The 21,787-nt window shown below is 62.4% G+C and carries 26 protein-coding genes, 1 tRNA gene and 3 riboswitches; of the genes, 13 read left to right on the top strand and 14 right to left on the bottom strand.

Annotated features, from left to right (window positions below):
- Positions 1-92 precede the first annotated feature (92 nt).
- From hisD to XH88_RS35410, 6 genes are all read left to right on the top strand, one after another.
- The gene (gene hisD / locus XH88_RS35435) at positions 93-1,388 is read left to right on the top strand and encodes a histidinol dehydrogenase (protein WP_271672825.1); all 1,296 of its coding nucleotides are present in this window, start codon (positions 93-95) and stop codon (positions 1,386-1,388) included.
- Positions 1,385-1,882 carry a UPF0262 family protein gene (locus XH88_RS35430; protein ID WP_128963900.1) on the top strand — a complete coding sequence of 166 codons (498 nt, stop codon included), beginning with the start codon at positions 1,385-1,387 and terminating at the stop codon, positions 1,880-1,882. The genes hisD and XH88_RS35430 overlap by 4 nt, the downstream gene beginning before the upstream one ends.
- A gap of 6 nt (positions 1,883-1,888) precedes the next feature.
- Entirely contained in the window at positions 1,889-2,356 is a 468-nt protein-coding gene (locus XH88_RS35425; RefSeq protein ID WP_271672824.1) for an arsenate-mycothiol transferase ArsC, read from the top strand.
- A gap of 152 nt (positions 2,357-2,508) precedes the next feature.
- Entirely contained in the window at positions 2,509-3,138 is a 630-nt protein-coding gene (locus XH88_RS35420) for a Maf-like protein (protein ID WP_271672823.1), read from the top strand.
- 139 nt (positions 3,139-3,277) lie between these two features.
- On the top strand, positions 3,278-3,460 hold the full coding sequence (gene yacG / locus XH88_RS35415; protein ID WP_271672822.1) for a DNA gyrase inhibitor YacG: 183 nt from the start codon (positions 3,278-3,280) through the stop codon (positions 3,458-3,460).
- Between the two features lie 186 nt (positions 3,461-3,646).
- Positions 3,647-3,722 (top strand) — tRNA-Phe (locus tag XH88_RS35410).
- A 112-nt stretch (positions 3,723-3,834) separates the two neighbouring features.
- Here XH88_RS35410 and eno read toward each other — a convergent pair.
- The 3 genes from eno to XH88_RS35395 are packed head-to-tail and all read right to left on the bottom strand — an operon-like array spanning position 3,835 to position 6,023.
- Positions 3,835-5,109 carry a phosphopyruvate hydratase gene (eno, locus tag XH88_RS35405; protein WP_271672821.1) on the bottom strand — a complete coding sequence of 425 codons (1,275 nt, stop codon included), beginning with the start codon at positions 5,107-5,109 and terminating at the stop codon, positions 3,835-3,837.
- Between the two features lie 4 nt (positions 5,110-5,113).
- Complete coding sequence (locus XH88_RS35400; protein ID WP_271672846.1) at positions 5,114-5,617, bottom strand: RNA pyrophosphohydrolase; 504 nt, start codon at positions 5,615-5,617, stop codon at positions 5,114-5,116.
- The gene (locus XH88_RS35395; RefSeq protein ID WP_271672820.1) at positions 5,598-6,023 is read right to left on the bottom strand and encodes a hypothetical protein; all 426 of its coding nucleotides are present in this window, start codon (positions 6,021-6,023) and stop codon (positions 5,598-5,600) included. Before XH88_RS35395 ends, XH88_RS35400 begins: the two co-directional genes overlap by 20 nt.
- A 172-nt stretch (positions 6,024-6,195) precedes the next feature.
- Positions 6,196-6,256, bottom strand: a riboswitch (Fluoride riboswitch).
- Positions 6,257-6,350: 94 nt separating this feature from the next.
- Positions 6,351-6,412, top strand: a riboswitch (Fluoride riboswitch).
- Here XH88_RS35395 and XH88_RS35390 point away from each other — a divergent pair.
- Together XH88_RS35390 and XH88_RS35385 are read left to right on the top strand one after the other, a co-directional pair.
- Positions 6,396-8,045 (top strand): MutS-related protein, encoded by a 1,650-nt coding sequence (locus XH88_RS35390; RefSeq protein ID WP_271672819.1) that lies wholly within the window; start codon positions 6,396-6,398, stop codon positions 8,043-8,045. Its footprint overlaps the riboswitch before it by 17 nt.
- Positions 8,042-9,637, top strand: coding sequence for a MutS-related protein (locus XH88_RS35385; protein ID WP_271672818.1), 1,596 nt, complete (start codon positions 8,042-8,044; stop codon positions 9,635-9,637). Before XH88_RS35390 ends, XH88_RS35385 begins: the two co-directional genes overlap by 4 nt.
- A gap of 28 nt (positions 9,638-9,665) precedes the next feature.
- Here XH88_RS35385 and XH88_RS35380 read toward each other — a convergent pair whose 3' ends face one another.
- On the bottom strand, positions 9,666-10,289 hold the full coding sequence (locus tag XH88_RS35380) for a histidine phosphatase family protein (protein ID WP_271672817.1): 624 nt from the start codon (positions 10,287-10,289) through the stop codon (positions 9,666-9,668).
- A 184-nt stretch (positions 10,290-10,473) separates the two neighbouring features.
- Positions 10,474-10,534, top strand: a riboswitch (Fluoride riboswitch).
- 137 nt (positions 10,535-10,671) lie between these two features.
- Between XH88_RS35380 and XH88_RS35375 the strand changes: the two genes are divergently transcribed.
- Genes XH88_RS35375 through XH88_RS35365 form a run of 3 tightly spaced genes read left to right on the top strand, consistent with a single transcriptional unit; the run spans position 10,672 to position 12,670 of the window.
- Positions 10,672-11,850, top strand: coding sequence for a cation:proton antiporter (locus tag XH88_RS35375; protein ID WP_271672816.1), 1,179 nt, complete (start codon positions 10,672-10,674; stop codon positions 11,848-11,850).
- 11 nt (positions 11,851-11,861) lie between these two features.
- Positions 11,862-12,281 carry a universal stress protein gene (locus XH88_RS35370; RefSeq protein ID WP_271672815.1) on the top strand — a complete coding sequence of 140 codons (420 nt, stop codon included), beginning with the start codon at positions 11,862-11,864 and terminating at the stop codon, positions 12,279-12,281.
- A 38-nt stretch (positions 12,282-12,319) separates the two neighbouring features.
- Positions 12,320-12,670, top strand: a complete 351-nt coding sequence (locus XH88_RS35365; RefSeq protein ID WP_271672814.1) for a DUF190 domain-containing protein — start codon at positions 12,320-12,322, stop codon at positions 12,668-12,670.
- A 467-nt stretch (positions 12,671-13,137) separates the two neighbouring features.
- On the opposite strand, the gene XH88_RS35360 is transcribed toward XH88_RS35365, so the two are convergent.
- The 10 genes from XH88_RS35360 to XH88_RS35315 are packed head-to-tail and all read right to left on the bottom strand — an operon-like array spanning position 13,138 to position 20,037.
- Positions 13,138-14,019, bottom strand: coding sequence for a F0F1 ATP synthase subunit gamma (locus XH88_RS35360; protein ID WP_271672813.1), 882 nt, complete (start codon positions 14,017-14,019; stop codon positions 13,138-13,140).
- Positions 14,016-15,551: a F0F1 ATP synthase subunit alpha gene (locus XH88_RS35355; protein WP_271672812.1), complete on the bottom strand. Its 1,536-nt coding sequence runs from the start codon at positions 15,549-15,551 to the stop codon at positions 14,016-14,018. The genes XH88_RS35360 and XH88_RS35355 overlap by 4 nt, the downstream gene beginning before the upstream one ends.
- A complete protein-coding gene (locus XH88_RS35350; RefSeq protein WP_271672811.1) occupies positions 15,535-16,290 on the bottom strand; it encodes a F0F1 ATP synthase subunit B family protein in 756 nt (251 codons plus the stop codon). The genes XH88_RS35355 and XH88_RS35350 overlap by 17 nt, the downstream gene beginning before the upstream one ends.
- A 3-nt stretch (positions 16,291-16,293) precedes the next feature.
- Complete coding sequence (locus XH88_RS35345; protein ID WP_271672810.1) at positions 16,294-16,536, bottom strand: F0F1 ATP synthase subunit C; 243 nt, start codon at positions 16,534-16,536, stop codon at positions 16,294-16,296.
- Between the two features lie 9 nt (positions 16,537-16,545).
- On the bottom strand, positions 16,546-17,217 hold the full coding sequence (locus XH88_RS35340) for a F0F1 ATP synthase subunit A (RefSeq protein WP_271672809.1): 672 nt from the start codon (positions 17,215-17,217) through the stop codon (positions 16,546-16,548).
- The gene (locus XH88_RS35335) at positions 17,217-17,507 is read right to left on the bottom strand and encodes an ATP synthase subunit I (protein ID WP_271672808.1); all 291 of its coding nucleotides are present in this window, start codon (positions 17,505-17,507) and stop codon (positions 17,217-17,219) included. The genes XH88_RS35340 and XH88_RS35335 overlap by 1 nt, the downstream gene beginning before the upstream one ends.
- Entirely contained in the window at positions 17,504-17,788 is a 285-nt protein-coding gene (locus XH88_RS35330; protein WP_271672807.1) for an AtpZ/AtpI family protein, read from the bottom strand. Before XH88_RS35330 ends, XH88_RS35335 begins: the two co-directional genes overlap by 4 nt.
- A complete protein-coding gene (locus XH88_RS35325) occupies positions 17,785-18,237 on the bottom strand; it encodes a F0F1 ATP synthase subunit epsilon (RefSeq protein ID WP_271672806.1) in 453 nt (150 codons plus the stop codon). Before XH88_RS35325 ends, XH88_RS35330 begins: the two co-directional genes overlap by 4 nt.
- Positions 18,234-19,664: a F0F1 ATP synthase subunit beta gene (atpD, locus tag XH88_RS35320; protein WP_271672805.1), complete on the bottom strand. Its 1,431-nt coding sequence runs from the start codon at positions 19,662-19,664 to the stop codon at positions 18,234-18,236. Before atpD ends, XH88_RS35325 begins: the two co-directional genes overlap by 4 nt.
- Positions 19,645-20,037, bottom strand: coding sequence for an STAS/SEC14 domain-containing protein (locus tag XH88_RS35315; protein ID WP_271672804.1), 393 nt, complete (start codon positions 20,035-20,037; stop codon positions 19,645-19,647). The genes atpD and XH88_RS35315 overlap by 20 nt, the downstream gene beginning before the upstream one ends.
- Before the next feature lie 373 nt (positions 20,038-20,410).
- On the opposite strand from XH88_RS35315, the gene XH88_RS35310 reads away from it, so the two are divergent.
- Entirely contained in the window at positions 20,411-21,304 is an 894-nt protein-coding gene (locus XH88_RS35310) for a P-type ATPase (protein ID WP_333909282.1), read from the top strand.
- 34 nt (positions 21,305-21,338) lie between these two features.
- Positions 21,339-21,614 carry a hypothetical protein gene (locus XH88_RS35305; RefSeq protein WP_271672803.1) on the top strand — a complete coding sequence of 92 codons (276 nt, stop codon included), beginning with the start codon at positions 21,339-21,341 and terminating at the stop codon, positions 21,612-21,614.
- Positions 21,615-21,787: the final 173 nt, after the last annotated feature.

Below are 21,787 nucleotides of genomic sequence, written 5' to 3'. Positions count from 1 at the left end.
GCAAGGGTTGACGCAGCTTCCCCGTCGCGCCATTGAGCAGGGGGCCGGTGAGCCAGACTGCGCCCCCTCAACCAGCAGAAGCCAAGCCCCAAATGCCCGTTCGTCTCGACCGCAGCAGCGCCGATTTTGATCAGCGATTCCAGGCCTTCCTCGCCGCCAAGCGCGAAGTCTCGGCCGATGTCGAAACCGCCGCGCGCGCGATTGTCGATGACGTGGCCAGACGCGGCGATGCCGCTCTGCTCGAGGCCACGGCAAAATTCGACCGCTTGAGGCTGGATGCATCCGGTCTTCGCGTCTCGGCCGCCGAGATCGGAGCCGCGACGAAGGTCTGCGAGCCGGCGACGCTGGACGCGCTGAAACTCGCGCGCGACCGCATCGAGATTTACCATCGCCGCCAGCTGCCGAAGGACGAGCGCTTCACCGATCCGCTCGGCGTCGAGCTCGGCTGGCGCTACACTGCGATCGAATCCGCGGGTCTCTACGTTCCCGGCGGCACCGCGGCCTATCCGTCCTCGGTGCTGATGAACGCGGTGCCAGCCAAGGTCGCCGGCGTGTCGCGCCTCGTGATGGTGGTGCCCTCGCCCGACGGCAAGCTCAATCCGCTGGTGCTGGCGGCCGCCTCGCTCGGTGGCGTCACCGAGATCTACCGCGTCGGCGGCGCACAGGCGGTGGCTGCGCTCGCTTATGGCACGGCGACGATCGCGCCGGTCGCCAAGATCGTCGGTCCCGGCAATGCCTATGTCGCCGCCGCCAAGCGGCTGGTGTTCGGCAAGGTCGGCATCGACATGATCGCCGGTCCCTCCGAGGTGCTGGTGATCGCCGACGACACCGGCAATGCCGACTGGATCGCCGCTGATTTGCTGGCGCAGGCCGAGCACGATGCCAGCGCGCAGTCGATCCTGATTACCGACTCGGCGCGGCTTGCGGCTGATGTCGAGAAGGCCGTCGAAGCTCAATTGAAGACCCTGCCGCGCGCCGAAATCGCGGGCCGCTCCTGGACCGATTTCGGCGCCATCATCATGGTGAAGAACCTCACTGAGGCCATTCCGCTCGCAGATGCCATCGCCGCCGAGCATCTCGAAATCATGACCCGCGATCCCGATGCGCTCGCCGCCAAGATCCGCAACGCCGGCGCGGTGTTCCTGGGGGCGCATACGCCTGAGGCGATCGGCGATTATGTCGGTGGCTCCAACCACGTCCTGCCGACGGCACGCTCGGCCCGGTTCTCCTCAGGCCTGTCGGTGCACGACTTCATGAAGCGCACATCGATCCTGAAATGCGGTCCGGACCAGCTGCGTGCGCTGGGGCCGGCGGCGATGACGCTCGGACAAGCGGAGGGGCTGGAAGCCCATTCGCGCTCGATTGGATTGCGCCTCAATCTGTCATGACAAAGCCGCCCGAACAGGACGACTCGACCAATCGCATCGTCGCGGTCACCCTCGACGAGGACTCGATCGGCCGTTCAGGGCCGGACATCGAGCATGAGCGCGCGATTGCGATCTACGATCTGATCGAGCAGAACCTGTTCGCGCCCGAAGGCGCCGATGGGAAGGGGCCGTTCACACTGCATATCGGCATCAGCGGCAACCGGTTGATGTTCGATATCCGTCGCGAGGACGGCACGCCCGTGGTCGCGCATCTGCTGTCGTTGACGCCGTTCCGGCGGATCGTGAAGGATTATTTCATGATCTGCGACAGCTATTACCAGGCAATCCGCACCGCGACCCCCGACAAGATCGAGGCGATCGACATGGGCCGCCGCGGCATCCATGACGAGGGATCGCGCACGCTGCAGGAGCGGCTGAAGGGCAAGGTGCGGGTCGACTTCGAGACGTCGCGCCGCCTGTTCACGCTCATTACTGTTCTTCACTGGAAGGGTTAAACGCGGATGGCTGCGCCCCCACGCGCACGCGATCCGCAATCGGTGCTGTTCGCCTGCGCGATGAACAGCGTGCGCTCACCGATGGCCGAGAGCCTGTTGCAGCACATGTTCCCGCAGGGCCTCTATGTGAAGTCCGCCGGCACGAGGAAGGGCGAGCTCGATCCGTTTGCCGTCGCCGTCATGGCCGAGCTCGGCCAGGACATCTCCGCGCACAAGCCGCAGACCTTCGAAGAGCTGGAGGACTGGGAGGGGCTGAATTTCGACCTCATCATCACGCTCTCGCCCGAGGCGCATCACAAGGCGCTGGAGCTGACCCGCACGCTCGCGGCCGACGTCGAATATTGGCCGACACAGGATCCCACGACCATCGAAGGCAGCCGCGACCAGAAGCTCGCCGCCTATCGCGAGGTCTGCGACCAGTTGTTGATGCGCATCCGCCGGCGGTTCGCCAAGGCCGGCGCCGCGAGCGGGTAGGTCGCGGTGCCCGTAACACCGGCGTCACAGATCGAGGGCACACGCATGTCGGCGACTCTCGAATCAGCGGGGTTCCCGGGTTGTGAAATCAGCCCCCTTCCGATAGGTTCCGCGCGCAATTCACCCCCTGCCTCGTCTCCCAAAATCACCCGATGCTCGGCCGCCCCAAATTCGTTCTTGCCTCCGGCTCGCCGCGGCGCCTGTCGCTGCTCAACCAGGCCGGCATCGAGCCGGACGCGCTCCGGCCGGCCGACGTCGACGAGACGCCGCGGCGGGGCGAGCTGCCACGCGCCTGTGCCAACAGGCTCGCGCGGGCCAAGGCCGATGCGGCGCTCAAATCAGTGCAGCTCGATGACGAGTTGCGCGGCGCCTTCATCCTGGCTGCCGACACCGTGGTGGCGGTTGGCCGCCGCATCCTGCCCAAGGCCAACCTGGTGGACGAAGCCGCACAGTGCCTGCGGCTCTTGTCGGGCCGCAACCACCGCGTCTACACCGCGATCTGCCTGGTGACGCCGCGCGAGGCCTTCCGCCAGCGCCTGGTCGAGACCCGTGTCCGCTTCAAGCGCCTCTCGGAAGACGACATCCAAGCCTATATCGGCTCCGGCGAATGGCGCGGCAAGGCCGGCGGCTACGCGGTGCAGGGCATCGCCGGCTCGTTCGTGGTGAAGATGGTGGGCTCCTACACAAACGTGGTCGGATTGCCGCTGTACGAGACCACGACGCTGCTTGGTGGCGAAGGCTTTCCGATCCGCTTCGGATGGCTCAACGCCACGGCCGTGTAAGCGCGGTCCCGACAAAAATCTCGAAAACAACCCCCATGCACAGTAGAATTGGCCGGTGGGGACGCACACGCCTGTTCAGGAGGAACCCGTTTGCCGAGAAGCTCTTGAACCCTCTCACCTCGTCTAGACTGCCGCCACCATGGACGACCAAGTCAAAAAAAACGCCCGCCCTCTGAAAACCTGCCCGATCTGCGGCAAGCCGCAGGTGCAGGCCACCCGTCCGTTCTGCTCCTCGCGCTGCCGCGACGTCGACCTGAACCGCTGGCTGAAGGGCTCCTACGTCATCCCTGGCCGCGATGACGAGGTGGACGATGTCGAATAGAGAAATAATATCAGTGCTTTATTCGGGCGGTCGACGCGCCGCGCGACCGCCGCGGCAGGCTCGCCCGCGCTTGTTCACAGCCGGGCCCGGCCCCACGAGGTCGAACGCGAAGCGTGGGTAGACAGGCCGCTGCGAGCCCACTATAAACCGCCCGCTCGATGGGCTTTGGCCCCTCTCTTGGAGCACGCCCAGGTAGCTCAGTTGGTAGAGCATGCGACTGAAAATCGCAGTGTCGGTGGTTCGATTCCGCCCCTGGGCACCAAAACTACGCTTTTCCACGCTGGAGCGCGATCTTGTACGATTGCGTGCGGCAATCTCGCCGAAATATATGAATCGCAACTCGCGGACAGCACCGTAGGTGCATTTGCTCTGCCTTAATGCGTCAGAAATGGACTTTCGTAGATCGCCGCTGGGCCAAGTTCACGCTCGATTTCGAGCAGGCGATTGTATTTTGCGAGCCGCTCGCTACGGGACAATGATCCGGCCTTGATCTGCCCTCCGCCCATGGCCACCGCGAAATCGGCAATGAACGTGTCCTCGGTCTCGCCTGACCTGTGGGAGATCACGTAACCCCAGCCGGCATCGCGGCACATCTGAACAGCCTTCATGGTCTCAGTGACGGTGCCGATCTGGTTCAACTTGATCAGAACCGCATTGGTCGCTCGACTATCGATACCCCTCCGAATGAAACGCGGATTGGTCACGTAAAGGTCGTCTCCGACGATCTGGATATGATCGCCGCAAGCCGCCATCTGCAGGCGGAAGCCATCCCAGTCATTCTCGGCGAACCCATCTTCGATCGAAACGATGGGGTAGACCTCCAGCAAACGGTTGTAGAGAAGCTCGTCGCGCGAGAGGGTCTTGCCGCCGGATTTGGCAAAGACGTACTTGTCGTCCTTCGCAAAGGAGCTGGCTGCGGGATCGAATGCAAGGGCAACGTCGACGCCGGGCCGTAGCCCCGCCTTGCGGATCGCGGCAACGATCAGTTCGCAAGCCTCCTCAATGGTCCTCAAGTCCGGCGCGAAGCCTCCCTCGTCGCCGACAGCGGTCGAGTGACCAGCCCTGTGTAGGAGGTCATGGAGCGCGTGGAAGGTCTCGGCCCCGTAGCGGAGGGCTTCCGCGAAGGTTGGCGCTCCATGGGGCACGATCATGAATTCCTGGAAGTCGAGCGAATTCTGCGCATGCCGTCCGCCGTTGATGACGTTCATCATGGGGACGGGGAGCCTCGTTGCCGAGGCGCCGCCCAGATAGCGGTAGAGCGGCACACCTGCGGCCGAAGCCGCGGCGCGCGCGATGGCCATCGAAACGCCCAAGATCGCATTCGCGCCCAGCTTGCTCTTGTTTTCGGTGCCGTCGAGCACGATCAATGTCGTGTCGATGGGCTCCTGGGGAGAGACTGCCATACCCACGAGGCGGTTCCGAATGATCCCATTGACGTGAGAGACCACCTTGAGCACGCCTTTGCCGCCGTACCGCATCATGTCGCCGTCGCGCAACTCCAGCGCTTCGTAGCGTCCAGTCGAGGCGCCGGATGGAACGGAAGCGGTGCCGGCGTGCCCGTTGTCGAGTCTGGCCACGACGCGGAGCGTGGGATAGCCGCGCGAGTCCAGTATTTCGAATGCATCGAGAGCTTGGATGACGGCGGTCATGTGGTTAATCCCGGAAAATGGTTGAGAACTCGCCGATCACATCGAGATAGAGCTGACGCTTGAACGAGACGGCGAGCTTGGGGAGTTCGTCGATGCGAACCCACCGCCACGCATCGAATTCCGGGTGATCGGAGCCGAGATCGATGTCAGCGTCAGTGCCGCGAAACAGCATCACTAGCCACTTTTGCCTCTGGCCCCTCCAGCGGCCTCCCCATTTCTTGCGGGCAAATTCTTCCGGAACGTCATACTCGAACCAGCCCTTGCTTTCGGCGATGACCTCGGCCTTGTCGCTACCGATCTCCTCCTTCAGTTCGCGGAATGCAGCCTGTTGCGGTGTCTCGCCCCGGTCGATCCCGCCCTGCGGCATTTGCCAGGCCTCATCCCTCAGATCCGCTCTCCGGCCGACGAAGACCTCGCCCCGTTCGTTGAGCAGCACAATGCCGACGCCCGGCCGATAATCGTTCGCTCTGTGCTCCACCGGAATGAGACTATTCGTCTTCGTCTTCATGATCGTCCGAACTCCACGTGAGTGAAGAAGGCCCGGAATTGTCGGCATGCATCGACTGCGAATTCGCTTCGCCCTGGTCGCGGGGCATCTCAAGCGATAGGGAGCGTTCAAGTGCCGCCTCCTGCGCTCGCAGCCAGTCAAACAGATCGCTTCGCTGGCCGCTGAGGGGGCGCGCCCATCGCAGGTTCTTGAACGGCGTGGCCTCCGGTCCGGCCCACCAATACTCCTTCGTGACCATCAGGGACCAGCTGCGGCGACCTGGTCGGGATAAAGTGAAGATCTCGATGACGATTCCGTGCCTTGAGCTCGAAAAACTATGGCGCTCGCGTTCGAATTCGACGCCATCATGCGTCCAGCGGGATCGTTTCGTGCCCGGGTTCGTGCTGGTTATGAGGAGGTCGAACATCCGGAAGAATGAGGGGCGCGCCAGGCTTCTCACGGCTCTGTGCCCCGATTTTGGGCCGCCTCGCCACGCGAGCAGACGATCTTGGACACGCGCGGTCGCTCCGCTTCCCAAGGTCGGCAACCATCTGATCTCAAGGAAACGCCGGCCATTGTCTCTCCTACCACCGAGATGGTGCGCGGTAGGAGTCATCAGCCTCGCGGCGGTTTCGGGGGCACTCCATCCCCGTCGATATCGTGTATAGTCTAATTGCGCCGCCCGCTTGGGGCAAGAAAATGGAGGGGCGGCTGGTGGCTCGTTGACCGGAACCAGATCGGACGTATACTCGTTTGCAATGTTGGCGATGGAGTTCGCCTGAACCGCCCCGAGGGGCTGATGACTCCTACCGAAGCACGGCTTTGGAGGAGTTTTGTTGTGACTTATCCGCGCCCCCAATCACCGCCTACGGCCGAGCCTGACGGGCGCGAACGCCTTCCAAGAGCGCCGGGTGTTGTACCAGACGTCCTCTTCGATCGGCCCGAGGACTCTACAACCGCTGCGGAAAGTGCAGCGCCAGAATTCTTCGTCGATCTGAACCTGGATCAGGTGGTGGCCGCGATAACGGCCGGTTTTGAAGAGTACGCCATCAAGCCTTTTTTTCACGTCCCGCTGCAGCGGGTTGAAGCCGTTGAATATCGTCACGAAGTTTTCCGCGATCTCGAAGACCCGGCTCTCCTCGACGGCATCAGACACTTCGCCAAGCGAATGAGGGATGCCCGGATCCACAAGGCGCTATCGGCCAAGCTCTACGACCGATTTCACAAGGAGATGTGGTTTCTCCACGCAATAGAGATCTACTGCAATGCGGTCGATCAATTGGCGACGAATCTGACGCGAACCCAGATGAAGTCCCGAGCGCTCCTGAGCATTCGCGACTATCTGATCGGCTACATTGCAGAGGCCAGTTTCGTTGCTCTCCGCGATGAAGCCAAGAGCATCTCTGACCAACTGTCGCAGGTCAGGTACAGCATCTTGATACGCGAGGCCTCGTTCACGGTTAAGAACCTTCAGGACGAACCGGACTACAGCGCGGAGGTTGAAGCGACGTTTGCGAAATTCAAGCAAGGCGCCGCCACAGATTACCGATCGAAATTCAGCGATGCGCCGGAGGACATGAACCACATCGAAGCCAAGGTGCTTCAGTTGGTGGCGCGCCTCAATCCCGAGCCGTTTGCTCACCTGCTGTCGTTCTGCGCTCGGCAAGTCGAATTTCTCGACAGGGTCATCGTAAAATTCGATAGGGACGTCCAGTTCTATCTCGCTTACTTGAATCAGACGATCAGGCTCCAACAGGCCGGACTATGGTTTTGCCTGCCCGAGGTCTCCGATAGCTCCAAAAAGATCCATTGCCGCGAGGGGGTCGACCTTGCGCTCGCGCTGAAGCACGTTGGTGAACAGAAACCGGTTGTCTGCAACGATTTTGGTCTGACGGGCAGGGAAAGGCTCATTGTGGTGTCCGGCCCAAATCAGGGCGGCAAGACGACCTTCGCGCGCATGTTCGGCCAACTGCATTATCTTGCAAGCTTGGGGTGCCCGGTCCCGGCGCGACAGGCCAAGCTTTACCTGGTCGACCAGATCTTCGCGCACTTCGAACGGGAGGAGAAGGTCGAGAACCTCCGCGGCAAACTGGAAGACGACCTCGTTCGGATCCGCTCGATCCTGAAGCGGGCGACGGGGCGCTCCATCGTGATTTTGAACGAGATCTTCACCTCCACCACGATTCGGGACGAGACGTTCCTCAGTCAGAAGGTCATGGCGAAGCTCGTGGACATGGATGTCCTAGGTGTCTGGGTCACGTTCGTCGATGAACTGTCGACGTTCAGTCCCCAGACCGTTTCGATGGTGAGCACGGTCGTGCCGGACCAGCCGGCGGTCCGCACGTTCAGGATCGAGCGGCGGACTGCCGATGGCCTGGCCTATGCGATGGCCGTCGCCCAGAAACACGGTCTGACGCATCAGCGGGTAAAGGAGCGCATCAAGCCATGAAGGCCTTCCTGCTATATCCGGACCGCGATTTCGACCCGACGCTGCTGCTGTCGCGGCGAGATCGATCCTATGCCCGGCAGAAGGAGCCCGGGCTGGATCTCCATCAAGCCTTGCCCTGGAATCATGCCGCCCTGAACCAGGATCTCGGGCTTGATATCGTGTTGAACACGATGGCCGGTGGTGACGGCTTCCTGTTGGAAGTGGCTTTGGTCGGGCTGCTGAACGGCGTCAGCGAACTCGACGTCATCAGATACCGCCAGGACGTGCTGCGAGACTGTCTGCGGCACGGGCCAACTCTCAGGCGGACATACGACATCGTGGTCGAGGCATTGAAGGCAGAGAGAAAGCACTACTGGTCGCCGATGTCGCGCTACCCTGCCGGCACGCTGTCGCATGCCGTCGAAGTATTGGACATCTTCGTTCCGGCCTTGCGAAAGCTCAGGGCCTTGGCCGACCGGAACATTGGGCTGTTCAACTCACAAGGATTCTCCAGATTGTTCGAAATGCTTCGTGCCGAACTGAGCGATGCGTATTTCGACGAGATCGATGACCATCTGAAGCGGCTGAAGTTCAAGGGGGGCGTCCTGGTCAGCGCCCAACTGGGCAAAGGCAATAAGGCGACCAACTACGTCCTGCGCAAGCCACACAGGAAGGATCTCGGCTGGTTCGCCCGGCTATGGCCGACCACCGAGGGGTATACGTCCTATCTGGACCCGCGAGACGAGGCCGGCGCCCGCGCTCTATCCGAATTGCGCGACCGGGGTGTCAACCTGGTCGCGAATGCGCTTGCCCAGTCGATGGATCACATTTCGAGCTTCTTTCAAATGCTGCGGACCGAGCTCGCCTTCTATGTGGGCTGTTTGAACCTCTATGGGCACCTGGAGAAACTCGGTGCGCCGGTCTGCTTTCCCAAGCCAACAGCGCTGAGGGACGAGAATCTGTCATTCTCAGGTCTGTACGACGTTTGTCTCGCTATCAGCATGAACCGAAAGCCCGTCGGCAATGATCTGGAGAGCGCGGGCAAGGATTTCATCGTCATCACCGGCGCGAACACCGGAGGCAAATCGACGTTCCTGCGCAGTCTGGGCCTCGCGCAACTGATGATGCAGGCGGGCGTGTTCGTGCCGGCAGCGGCGTTTTCAGCCGAGGTCCGGACGACGCTGTTCAGCCATTTCAAGCGCGAGGAAGATGCTGCGATGGAGAGCGGAAAGCTCGACGAGGAGCTGAACCGGATGAGCGAGCTCGTTGAGCATCTTCGTCCGGGCGCGATGATCCTCATGAACGAGTCGTTCGCGGCGACCAATGAACGGGAAGGCTCGGAAATCGCGATGCAGATCACGACCGCCTTGCTGGAGAAGGGGGTGAAGGTCGGCTACGTGACGCATCTGCACCAGTTCGCGCATCGTATGGATCAGAAGAAGCTTCCGAATGCGCTGTTCCTGCGGGCGGAGCGCCAGCCGGACGGCACGCGGACGTTCCGGCTGATCGAAGCCGCGCCGCTGCAGACGAGCTATGGGGAAGATCTCTACGCGAACGTATTTGGAGGGGACGAGCGAGCGCCGGAATCCCGTCGGCTCTCAGCGGCTCGATAACATGGGCGAGAAGAGGCGGTGTGCTGAGCTAGGCCGGATCGATCCCGTCTAAATGGCCGGTTTCGTTGATCGCAAGAACACGAATCCGATTGTCGGTTATCTCGATCTCGTTGATGCAACAGGGCTCTTGGGTGAGCCGCCAGTACGCGGAGAGCGGCAGGTCGGCGAGCTGCAACAACAGGGCCCGGTTCACGCTGTCATGCGAAACCAGAACGACAGTGCCGGAAGGGTGTCGTTCGAGTGCGAGCCGGACCGCGTCCGCTGCGCGCGCAACGACGTCCTGGAGGGAGTCGCCGTCCGGAAATCGCATCAGGTGGGGCGTGTTGAACCAAATCGCGTGAAGCATCGGCTCGGCGGCTGCCATTTCGTCATGGCTCTTCATCCGCCATGCGCCATAGTCGATATCGTTCAGCGCTTCGATGCTCTCGGCCTCGATCGCGCACGCGCTGGCGATGGCAGCGCCGGTGGCGACGCAGCGCGACAGTGGACTTGTGTAGACCCGCTCCGGCTGCCATTTGGATGCGATCCGCTGGGAAACTGCGAGTGCCTCGGCCTGTCCTCGGCTGGTCAAGGGCAGGTCCTCCCGTCCGCGAAAGCGGGGAGGGCGAATGCCCTCGACGTGACCGTGACGGACCAGCAGAATCTTGGTCAAGTTCACCTCGTTGTCGCACCAGGACTGGACTGCGGCATCGACGATCCACCTTACCGCTTCCATTCGCGAGAGCGAAGGATCGTTAAGCGCGCAGTCGGAGCCTTTCCTTGGCGGCGCCTCTCGTCCTGGTACGTCGCAGTGGCTTTCCGCGCTTGCTATGGCCCGATTCCCAGTTACAATTGACAAACATTCAGGGGATGGGGTCCCCCGTAACCGCCGATGAGGCTGATGACTCCTGCCGGACGCTTGCCGTCGGTGGGAGCGCGTTGCTTCAATTCCTTCCAAGCATCCAGCACGTGAGTTCGCCCGACGGCGCATCGCCGTCGTGTTGTTGGAGGCGCTGATGACGGGTGTTTGGGCTCTTGCGGCACTGTGGTTGGGCTTGGCGCTGATCGCCAGCCTTCTGTCGATCTGGCTTCGAATCTCGACCGCTCTCTCGGAGATCGTGGTCGGAACGATCGCGCAGCTCGTTATCGGCGCAGCCATTGGATCGGCGGTACTCGGAACCGACGAGTCCTGGGTCAAATTCCTCTCCGGCGTCGGCGCGATTGTGCTGACCTTCCTAGCAGGTGCGGAACTTGATCCCGTTGTATTCAAGCTGAAGTGGAAAGAGGCGGCAGTCGTGGGGCTTGCCAGCTTCTTTTTTCCATTCATCGGATGCACCGCTGCGGCGCATTACTTGCTCGGCTGGGACGTTATGCCGAGTTGGCTTGCAGGTGTCGCCATGTCGACCACCTCCGTGGCGGTGGTTTATGCCGTGATGATCGAATTCGGCTTCAACACCACCGAGTACGGCAAGACAGTTCTGGCCGCCTGCTTTGTCACGGACCTCGGGACGGTGGTTGCGCTCGGCCTGATCTTTTCTCCGTTTACGATAAAGACACTGATCTTTCTCGGTACTGGCGTGGTGGTCTTCGGCGTGCTGCCCTGGCTGACCCCGCGGTTCTTCCGGCTGTATGGGGGACGCCCGTCCGAACTGGAGACGAAATATCTCCTGCTCTGCCTGTTCGGAATGGGGGCGCTGGCAACGTGGGCCGACAGCGAAGCCGTTCTTCCAGCCTACCTGATCGGCATGGTGCTCGCAGGCACCGTTGGAAAGGACCACGCCCTGGTGCGCCGGCTGCGCACTCTTACCTTCGGATTGCTGACGCCGTTCTACTTCATCCGGGCCGGTTCGTTTGTGTCCGTGCCGGCGCTGATTACTGCACCGGCGGCATTCGTCTTCTTCCTGGTGATCAAGATCGCAACCAAGGTCGTGGGTGTCTACCCCGTCACCAAGTATTTTGGCTCTCCCAACAGAGAGGCGATGTACACGACGCTTTTGATGTCGACCGGGCTGACCTTTGGGACGATCTCGTCACTCTTTGGCCTGTCACATGGTATCATCAATCAGGGCCAATATTCCGCACTCGTCGCCGCAGTCATCGGCAGCGCCGTGATACCCACAGTCATCGCCAATGCATTCTATCTTCCTCACCACCTGCTGCCGGATACCAACTCGCAGCAGGCCGAGGAGGAGCCCGTAAGACCTCTTCGGCCCGCTGCGCGCCGCGCCGAATGATGGAGGCAGCTATGTTCCGCAGAATTCTACATGCCAACGACGGTTCGGAGCACGCATTCCACGCCTTGGCGTTTGCCATAACGATGGCCAAGCAGAACAGCGCCGAACTTCACATGATCTGCGTGGAGGAGATTGACTATATGCCCGAATTTATCGAGGAGGTTCGGGAGGAGACCGGCACGGCGGCGCGCCGCTATCACTCGGTCATTCAGCGGGCGCGAAGCCTGGCCGAACAGAGCCACGTCGAGCTTCACTCCCATGTGGTGGCCGGCCATCCGGTGCGCGACATCGTGGACTTTGCGGCTAAGATTAGAGCCGAGCTCCTTGTGATCGGCGCTACGGGTCATTCGGCGCTTTACGAGCGGCTCATCGGCAGTCGCGCCGATCGCATCGTGCAACTCGCGACTTGCCCGGTGCTGGTCGTGAAATGAAGGTCGCGACTTAAGCTTAAAATGAGAAGGGGGCCGAAATGCAGCTACCTCGAGAAGCCATCCTGCTCAGGATCTTCTTTGGTGAAAATGATCAAGCGGACCATCGCCCGCTGCACGAAGCGATCGTGCTGAAGGCCAGGGAAATGCATTTGGCCGGCGCGACCGTGCTGCGGGGCGGCCTGGGGTTCGGCCATTCCGCACGCCTGCACACGGCGAAGATACTGCGCCTTTCCGAAGATCTTCCGCTCGTTGTCGAGATCGTCGACACCCAGGAGAAGATCGACGCCTTTCTGCCGGTCCTCGACGGCATGATGAGCAGCGGCCTGATCACCATAGAGAAGGTGCAGGTCCTTCAATACGGCACAGAAATGAGGTCCCAGTCGGCTTGATGTGGCGAATGTCGCTATCGGTTGCTGCGCCTGCCGGATTTGAACGTAGCCAAGGGGCGCACAAGGGGGCGGCTCCCACGATTGCGGGTTTCGCGATGCAGCGCACTCGATCGAGCTGCCAAGTGCTCAGGCCACCATACGAGCACAAACAGCGGTTCGTTGTGTCGGTGGTTGCGTATGATCCCTCCCTGGGCACCAAAACTACGCTTTTCCGCGCTGGAGCGCGACCACGCCTGTTCGAGCCGGACGCTGGCCCGAGGCGCTTATCTACGCGCCAGGATCTCGGCGTCCGCTGCAAGTTCCAAAATTTCCGAGCTCGACCCGCCGACAAGAGCGGCCTCCGCGCCGACATTTGTGGTGTCGGCCCGCTCTTGGGACAAGCACAAAGCGAAGCCATCTGTTTGTGGACATGCGGGCAGGGGTGCCGTGGGCGCGTTGCGTGTGACAGGCGTTCCATATGGCGGATGTTAGAGCGCTATCGACTCGCAAATGACACGTCTCGAACCAACTTGCATCGCTTCTGCGCCGGTAATCAAATCGAGCAGCTCCGCAGTGATCTCGGTCTGACGCGCCTGACGCGCGTTCCCCTGCAATCCCGCGAGCTTGTTGCTGACATTGTCGTGTGCCGACGCCATGGCGGCAAAGCGGGCGGCGTTCTCGCTGGCGATGGACTCGACCGCAGCCTCGGTCAGCAGCGCAAAGATGTATTCGGCCACCAGCTTTTCGAGCAGGGGCCGCGGCGGCAGATTGTGGAGGGGGACCTGACGCGCCGGCTTGGCAACCAGCTTCGCCGTGTCGAGGGGAAGCAGCAGACGGCGCTCGATCATCGATGCGGCGCCCTGACGGTAACGGCCGAACATGACGTCCACTCGTGCTATTTCGCTGTGCGCGATACGCGCGTAAATCTCGCTCGTCAGACGGTTGACCGCATCGGGTGCTCCCGCCGGACGGGTCGCCATCGGGCCGGTCCAGGCCAGCTTGCGGCCACGCTCGAACGCGAGCGCCGCCCCGCGGCTCCCCAGCACGAAGAGCAGATCGAAGGGACCGAGCGTCGCCTCGGCCGCCTCAAGCATCCTCTCATTGAAGCCGCCTACGAAACCATGCTCGGCGGTGCACACAATGAGGGCGCGGTGACACTTCTCCTGATGCGTCTCCGTGACGGGCTGCGGCATAAGCAGAAGTGCGCTGCCGATCCCGGCGGCCATCGAATCGGCGTAGCTACGAATACCGGGCAAGGCATGCTGCGCTTCTTGCAGCCGCATGCCGGCGAGCGAACGCATCGCGCCAACAATGTCGAGCAATTCGTCCATGCTCGCGATATGGCTCTGGATTTCCGAAAGGCGCGTCATCGCGCTCTCTCCATCTTCCCGCCGACCGATTGGACCAGCGCGATCAGGCTCTCCTTGAGCCGCGCGCGTACGGCGACGGGGAGCGGCTTGGCTTTGTCGTCGAGCGAGCGGATCTCGGGACAGTGTTCCTCAAGCCAGGGAGCCAGGCCGGCACGAAACGCGTCGATGCGATCCAGCGGTACGGAATCCAGCACGCCGTCGGCGACGGCGCACAGCAGTGCCACCTGTTCGCCCAGCGACTGCGGCGCGAATTGCTGCTGGCCGAGAACGGCGCGAATGCGCCGTCCATGCTCGATGACCTTGCGCGTGCGCTCGTCCACCATGGTCCCGAAGCGCGTAAACACTTCGAGCTCCAGAAATTGTGCATATTCGAGCCGCAGACTTTCCGAGAGGTCTTTCAAGACGGGCGCCTGCGTCTTGCCGCCGACACGGGAGACGCTCTTGCCGACATCGACCGCCGGCTTTTGATCTTCATAAAATAAGTGCGGATCGAGATAGATCTGCCCGTCGGTGATGGAGATCAGATTGGTGGGGATGTAGGCGCTGATATTGCCGGCTTGCGTCTCGGCGATAGGCAGGGCGGTCAACGAACCGCCGCCGCGCTCCGGCCCCAGCTTCGCCGCCCGCTCCAGCAGCCGCGAATGGATGTAAAAAATATCGCCCGGATAGGCTTCGCGGCCCGGTGGTCGGCGCAACAGCAGCGACACCTGCCGGTAACAGGCGGCGTGTTTGGTCAGATCGTCGAGGATGACCAGGACGTCGCATCCGCGCATCATGAAATATTCCGCCATGGCGAAGGCTGAATAGGGCGTGAGCCACTGCAGTCCGGGCGAAGCGTCGGCTTCGCCAACGACGAAGATGCATCGCTCCGATGCACCATACTGGCGCACGGCGTCGATAACGCGGGCGACAGACGACGCCTTCTGTCCAATGGCCGCATAGACGCAGATCACATCGCTGGATCTCTGGTTGATGATCGTATCGACCGCAATGGCGGTCTTGCCCGTCTCGCGGTCGCCGATAACGAGCTCGCGCTGCCCGCGGCCGAGCGGAATCATCGCATCGACGACGAGCAGCCCGGTGGCAAGCGGCTTGGTGACCAGCGCGCGATCAACAATGACGGGTGCCGCTTGTTCAATTGGTGCGAGTTGCGCGCCTTCAATCGCGCCCTTTCCGTCAAGCGGCGTCCCAAGCGCGTCAACGACGCGGCCAAGCAGTGTTTGGCCCACCTGAACGCGGGCCACCTCTCCCGTGCCACGGACAACGCTGCCGGCCGGTATGCCGGCGGTGTCTCCCAGCAGGATGCAGCCGATGGCATCATCCATGAGATCGACGGCAAGGCCACGTACGCCGCCTTCGAAGATAAGCAATTCGTCCAGCCGTGCTTGCGGGAGTCCTGCGACCATCGCGACGCCGTCACCGACTTGAAGGACGCGGCCGATATGTTCGAGGTGAGGGGTCAGCGGCAGCCCCGCCAGTTTTTGGCGGCTCGTTTGGGCCCAGCCCTTCAGCTCCTCAGCGAGGCTGGCCATGGGCACCTGCCTCCATGCGCGCAGCCGCGAGCGCGCTCTGCCATGAAAACCGCAAGATCGCGGTCGGAAAATGCAACTCTGCGCCCGCGGTCAGGGCGGGGTCGACCGCAAACGTCATAGCGCTGGAGACGCCGAGGGATTGGCGCAAGCGCGCATTCCAGTGATCGGCCGTCGCCGGGGGCAGAGCGCAGGCGGTGACGATCGCCAGCGGTTTGCCGTTGGCAAGCTGCTGCACCAAAGCCTCGCGTTCGGCTTGCGGCATTGCCTTCAGATGCTGCTCGATCCGCTCGATCCAGGCTTCTGCGCGATATTGCATAGGCACCTCCGCCAGGAGCCTCTGGGCGAAGTCGGAACCAAGATCGAGCGCGATCCGTCGCGCTTCATCCAGTGCGCCCTCGCGCTCGGATGCCAAAGTCTTGCGCGTCGAGTCCATGAGGGCTTCGGCGTCGCGCTCGGCCTGCGCCCGGCGCGCCTCGGCCATCTCCTGCGCCTGGGTTGCGGCGGCCTTGAGCGCTGCTTCGCGTTCGGCCGCGATGCCGGCGCGCTCGGCCTCGACCGCTGCCAGCTCCGCTTTCGCTTTCGCTTCGACATCCTTGGCGACGTCGAACTGCCCGCGGACCTCGGCTTTTCGCGCGTCGATCATCGTCAGCACCGGCTTGTACAGAAACCGGTGGAGCAGCCAGACCAGGATGCCGAAGTTGATGGTCTGGAGGCCTATGGTCCACCAGTCGAGGTGCATCGCTCACCCGGCGTATGGATTGGCGAACAGCAGCAGCAGCGCGACGACAAGGCAGTAGATCGCCATGGTCTCGATCATCGCGAGGCCGACAAAGAGCGTGCGCGATATCGTTCCGGCCGCTTCGGGCTGGCGCGCGATGGCGTCCATCGCCGACGCCACCGATCGGCCCTCCGCCAGCGCCGGGCCGATCGAACCGATCGAGACGGCGATGACCGCGCCGATGATCGAAATGAGCTTGGAATCCATTGAGACTCCTTATCCCTTCGCGACGCTGCCGACGGCCGCGCCAATGAAGACGGTTGCAAGTACAGTGAAGATGTAGGCCTGTACGAGGCCCACGAAAATCTCGAGCGCCATGAGCGGAATCGGGACGAAGAGTCCGGCCAGGGCCACGACGAGACCGATGACGAACTCGCCGCTCATGATGTTGCCAAACAGACGCACCATCAGCGAAAAGGTGCGCGTGATCTCCGAGAGAATGTTGAGTGGCAGCATGATCAGCTTGGGTTCGGCGAAGCTGGCGAGATAGCCGCGCAGACCCCGCGCGCGTATCCCGAAGTAATGCACCGAGAAAAAGACAATCAACGCCAGGGCCGCCGGCGTTTCGATCTTGCTGGTTGGCGCCTCGACGCCGGGAAGTACACCGGAGAGATTGGCGACCACCAGGAAGATAAATAGTGTACCCAGCAAGGGCAGGAACGGCCGCGCATCCTTGCGAATGACATCCTCGATCTGGCCGGCAATGCCGACAACGATGCCCTCAAGCACCGCCTGCCGCCCGTCGGGCAGGATTGCCAGACGGCGCGTGACGAACCGGCAGACGAGAGCCAGCGCAGCCATGATGATCCACGTCGTCACCACCGGACGCGTGATCGCCACCGGACCAAAATGAAAAAGCGGCGTGCTGGTGAGGGGCGAGGATTGCATCAGCCGGCCTTCCTTTCCGCGCGCAGCGCCAGCGCGCGCGCCACCAGGAAGCCGCCGAAGCCGCCGAGCAACGGCGCTGCTCCGAGTTTCGCCGCGATGAGCAGGAAGCTGACCGCAGCACCGACACGTCCCAGCGTCAAGGCCAGCGGACCAAGCCAGCTGTTTTTGCTGCCGACAAGCAGCGTAACGCTGCGCTTGAGAGCCGCAAAATACGCCAGCCCAAACATCAGTCCCGCAAATGCGGTCAACAGCGTGAGTTCGGGATGAGCGATCAAACCGGTGCGGGTCATGCGCTGTGCACCCTCTTCCACGCTAATGTGCAGCCCACAGCCAGACCCGCCACGAGCAGGCCGAGGGTCCAGAAGATCCCGCTATGGAAGGTCCGGTCGAGCCAGCGACCGACGAAGATGCCGAGCAGCGTCGGAACCACGATGGTCCAGCCCAGCGCTCCGATCATGGCGAGGTTCTGGCCCAGCGACCGTTCGCCCTCGCGCCGCCAGCGCTCGCGGCGTTCCTGCCGTCTTCTGATCGCCTGTCCCAGTCGCTCGTGATTTTCGGGCGGCATCGTCATGACTCCAGCCCCTCTTGCGACACCGGGCGGGTCACCCGCGGCACGGGGACGGGACGGTCGGGCCGCAGGAAGCGGTAAATCTGCCGGATTGCTGCGAGATAGAGGCGCTGCGCATCGGTGCGCGCCCTAACCTCCTCTTCGCTGCGCCGCTGAAAGCTCGCGAGCACTTCGGATTCGAGGCGGTGCAGATCATCGTCGGCGACGGCTTCACGGGTCGCAACGGTGATCCTGTTCCCGCCGCTCACTGCGAGCATGCCGCCACGCACCGCGATGTGATGCTCGCCGCCGCCCTCGTCGCGCCAGCTCAGGACCGAGATCGCCAACGCCGTCAGAAAATCCGCATGCCCGCGCAGAATGCCGAAGGCGCCGGTGTCATCCTCTGCGCGCACATGCACGACATTATCGGCCTTTGTGATGATCGCCAGTGGTGTGGTGACGGTGAGTTTCATGACGTCGCCTTGGCGCTGGCACGCTCGCGCTCCCGCGCTTCCTCGAGCCCGCCGATCATATAGAGCGAGCTCTCCGCCCAATTGTCGGATTCACCGTCGAGAATGGCGCGGCATCCGGCCAGTGTGTCGGCAATCTCGACCGTTCGGCCTTCCTTGCCGGTAAAGGCGACGGTGACCATGAAGGGCTGCGTCAAGAACCGCATCAGGCGCCGTGCCCGCTTGACGGCCTGACGATCGACGGCGCCGAGCTCCTCGATCCCGAGGAGCGCAATGATCTCCTGAAGATTGCGGTAGTGCGCGATGGTTCTGCGCACATCCTGCGCGATCCGGTAATGCGCCTCGCCGACGAGGCGGGGATCGAGGAGACTCGAGGTCGAGGCGAGCGGATCGACGGCGGGATAGGTGGCTTCGCTGGCCATCTCGCGCGAAAGCACGATCGATGAATCGAGATGGCTGAAGATTTCGGCGACGGCCGGGTCGGTGAAATCATCGGCCGGCACATAGACAGCCTGAATCGAGGTGATCGCCGCACCGGCAACCGAGGCGATGCGTTCCTCCAGTTCGGCGATTTCGCTCGCGAGCGTCGGCTGATAGCCGACGCGCGATGGCAGACGCCCAAGCAGGCCCGAGACCTCGCCGCCCGCCTGTACCAGCCGGTAGACGTTGTCGATCAGCAGCAGCACATTCTCGTGTTTTTCATCGCGGAAGTGCTCGGCGATGGTCAATGCCGTGAGTCCGGCGCGCCAGCGCGCGCCCGGAGGTTCGTTCATCTGACCGAACACGAGAGCGGTGCGCGCCAGCACGCCCGACTCCCTGAGTTCGAGCAGAAGCTCATGCCCTTCGCGCGACCGCTCGCCGATGCCGGCAAACACAGAGATTCCGGAGTGGTGTTCCACAGTGGTGCGGATCAACTCCATGATCAGCACGGTCTTGCCGACACCGGCACCGCCGAACATCGCCGCCTTGCCGCCCTTGACGAGAGGGGCGAGCAAATCGATGACCTTGATCCCGGTGTGGAAGATTTCCTGAGACGCGCCGAGCCGCTTCAGTGCAGGAGCGGATGCATGAATGGGACGAAAGACTGTACCTGGGGGCAGCTCCGGTCCGCGGTCTGCGGGCTCACCGACGGCGTTCAGCAGACGCCCGAGAACCGCACCGCCAACCGGGACCCGGATGGGTGCGCCCAAGGCACGCGCGGACGTACCGCGGGCGAGCCCGGCCGTATTGCCCAGCGCGACGGCCCGGATTGTCACGGGATCAAGATGCTGTTGAACCTCCGCCATGAGGGGCGTCGGTTCATCGCGATCGATCGCGATGCCCTCGTTGACGGCCGGTAACACCCCTTGGGGAAACCGGACATCGACGACGGAGCCATGGATCGCGGTCAGGTGTCCCGAGGGCTCCTTGTCATGCGATGCGTCCGCCATTACTCACTTGCTCCACGCGGATAATCCAGTCCTTGGCAGCGGCCAGCTCCGCGAGTCTGAACAACCGGATTTGGCTGGGGAAGAACGGGCGAAACATCGTGATCGCGGCGCGGAGCCAGGCGCTATCCGTCACGACAGCGATCCGCTTGAACTGATGCCAGTGCTTGAAGCCGAAGGCCGCATCATCCCACAAGGCTTCGAGTTCGTAGCCGGTAAAATCTGAACCGGCGACATAAAGCATCCTGATCGGCCCCTGGACAATCTTCGCCTCGGCGGCTGGAATCAGAACCTCCCGATAATCGTCGTGGGTTACTTTCCCGGCAGCTTCGATGCCCAGTACGTCCGGTGGCAGACCTTCGATCAACTTGAGCATGAGAGACTTCCCTCAAATTGCGGGCCCTGTTCCATGGTTGTGCAGAATCTCACGCCAAGCCCTAGGGGCCTTGACCGAAGTCAAGTGCTTGCGCATTCGGAGGGGCGATGACGTCTCCGCCCTCCGAGCGCGTGGGGAGGCGCCTTTCGCTTTTTGGCGGCCATTTCGTAAAGATCGGGTGCAGCCAAGAGCTCGGACAAGCGGCGGCTTCAGCAGGCTGCAAAAGATGCGTCCCAGCGGGCCAGGCTGCCCGACAATAACGAAAAGCTCCCGCAGCTGTGCGTTTCGCGGTGCAGCAAAACGCCGCCACCGTCCAGGCCCTCACGCCACGATCCGAAGGACAAACAGCGGTCCCTCGTGTCGGTGATTGCGTATGATCCCTTCCCTGGGCACCATTGCTTTCCGACGCTGTTGGTCCCCGCCCGCGTTCGAGGGACGTGAAACTGAATCCTCGTGGGCAAGGGCATCTCCGCATCCCGGCAGCACCGTTCGGGACCACCTTCGCCGACCGCGCAAGTTGATGAGAATCAAATGGTCGCAGAAGCGGCCGAGGCAGGTTTCCGCATGCGCTGAATCCACCCGGAGCCGCATGACCATGGGAGTGGTCCAAGGAGAGATCCGGGAGATCTCGGGTCCCCTTGGTGCTCGGATTGCATCCGGATCGGTGCTGGTCGACCAATCGATGCTGACCGGCGAGGCGGTACCGGTCGAAGTTGCCGCCGGCGGGACGGTCTATGCCGGCGGCCTTGTTCGCCGCGGGCAAGCCAACGCTGAGGTTACGGCGACAGGAGCGAAGAGCTACTTCGGGCGGGCTGCCGAATTGGTGCGCATCGCCAAGGCCGAGAGCACCGAGCAGACGGCGGTCCTTGCCGTGACCCGAAATCTCTCCCTCATCAACAGCGTCGTCGCGCTTCTCACCATCGCAGCCGGATATGTCATGGCGCTCCCGATCCATGAGCTCTTCCGGCTCGCATTGACTGCAGAAATTCAAGTTGGTGAAGGCGTGCAGAGCCATGGCCATGTTGTGGGCATGTGCAGCGATGGGACCAATGACGCGCCCGCGCTCCGGCAAGCGCAGATCGGCATCGCGGTCGCGTCGGCAACAGACGTCGCCAAGGCCGCGGCCGGGATGGTTCTGACGGAGCCGGGGCTTGGCGGAATCGCGTCAGCCGTTCGCGAGGGACGGATGATCCCCTCTGCCTCCTCCGTATTGCCCCTTAGGGTATCTATCCGAATTTTCGGACGTCTCTTCTCTCGCTACCGATAACCGTGCCCTGCCGGCGTGAAGAGCGGAGGCCAGCATGCGACTAGAACTTAAGCTCGCCGCCTTTGGAATCATCCTTCTGCTGCCGAAAACCAGTCTCTATCTCTCCAACGATGGTCTCTCGGAGGCGCAAACCGCTCCAGAGCGCCTGATATCAGCTCCGGTGGCCCATCGGATCGACAATTCGACGTATCGTCCCATGCTCTCTACTTCAGGCGAGCAGGACAAGAGCTCGACCTGCGCAGCGAAGCCTGGGCACAGCAGCGACATCGTTGCCGTCCATGCGACGAACAAGAGCCCGACGGGGTCATAAGCATCTCGCGGCAGAGATTGAGCTACTGAAGGTCGAGCAGTTTGCCCCGTCGCCCTTCTGCCCGTGCTTAAGTGGCGGTGGCAGCCCTAGGACTGCACCCCTGAAGTGAGACACGACAATTTCAGTGACAGGCATATCAAGGATGACCTGTGGCAGCACAAGAAACGAACCGC

Source organism: Bradyrhizobium sp. CCBAU 51627 (genome assembly GCF_028128765.1).
Classification (GTDB): Bacteria; Pseudomonadota; Alphaproteobacteria; order Rhizobiales; family Xanthobacteraceae; genus Bradyrhizobium.
Note: the sequence above shows the minus strand (reverse complement) of the source record. Positions and strands in the feature narration are given on the sequence as shown.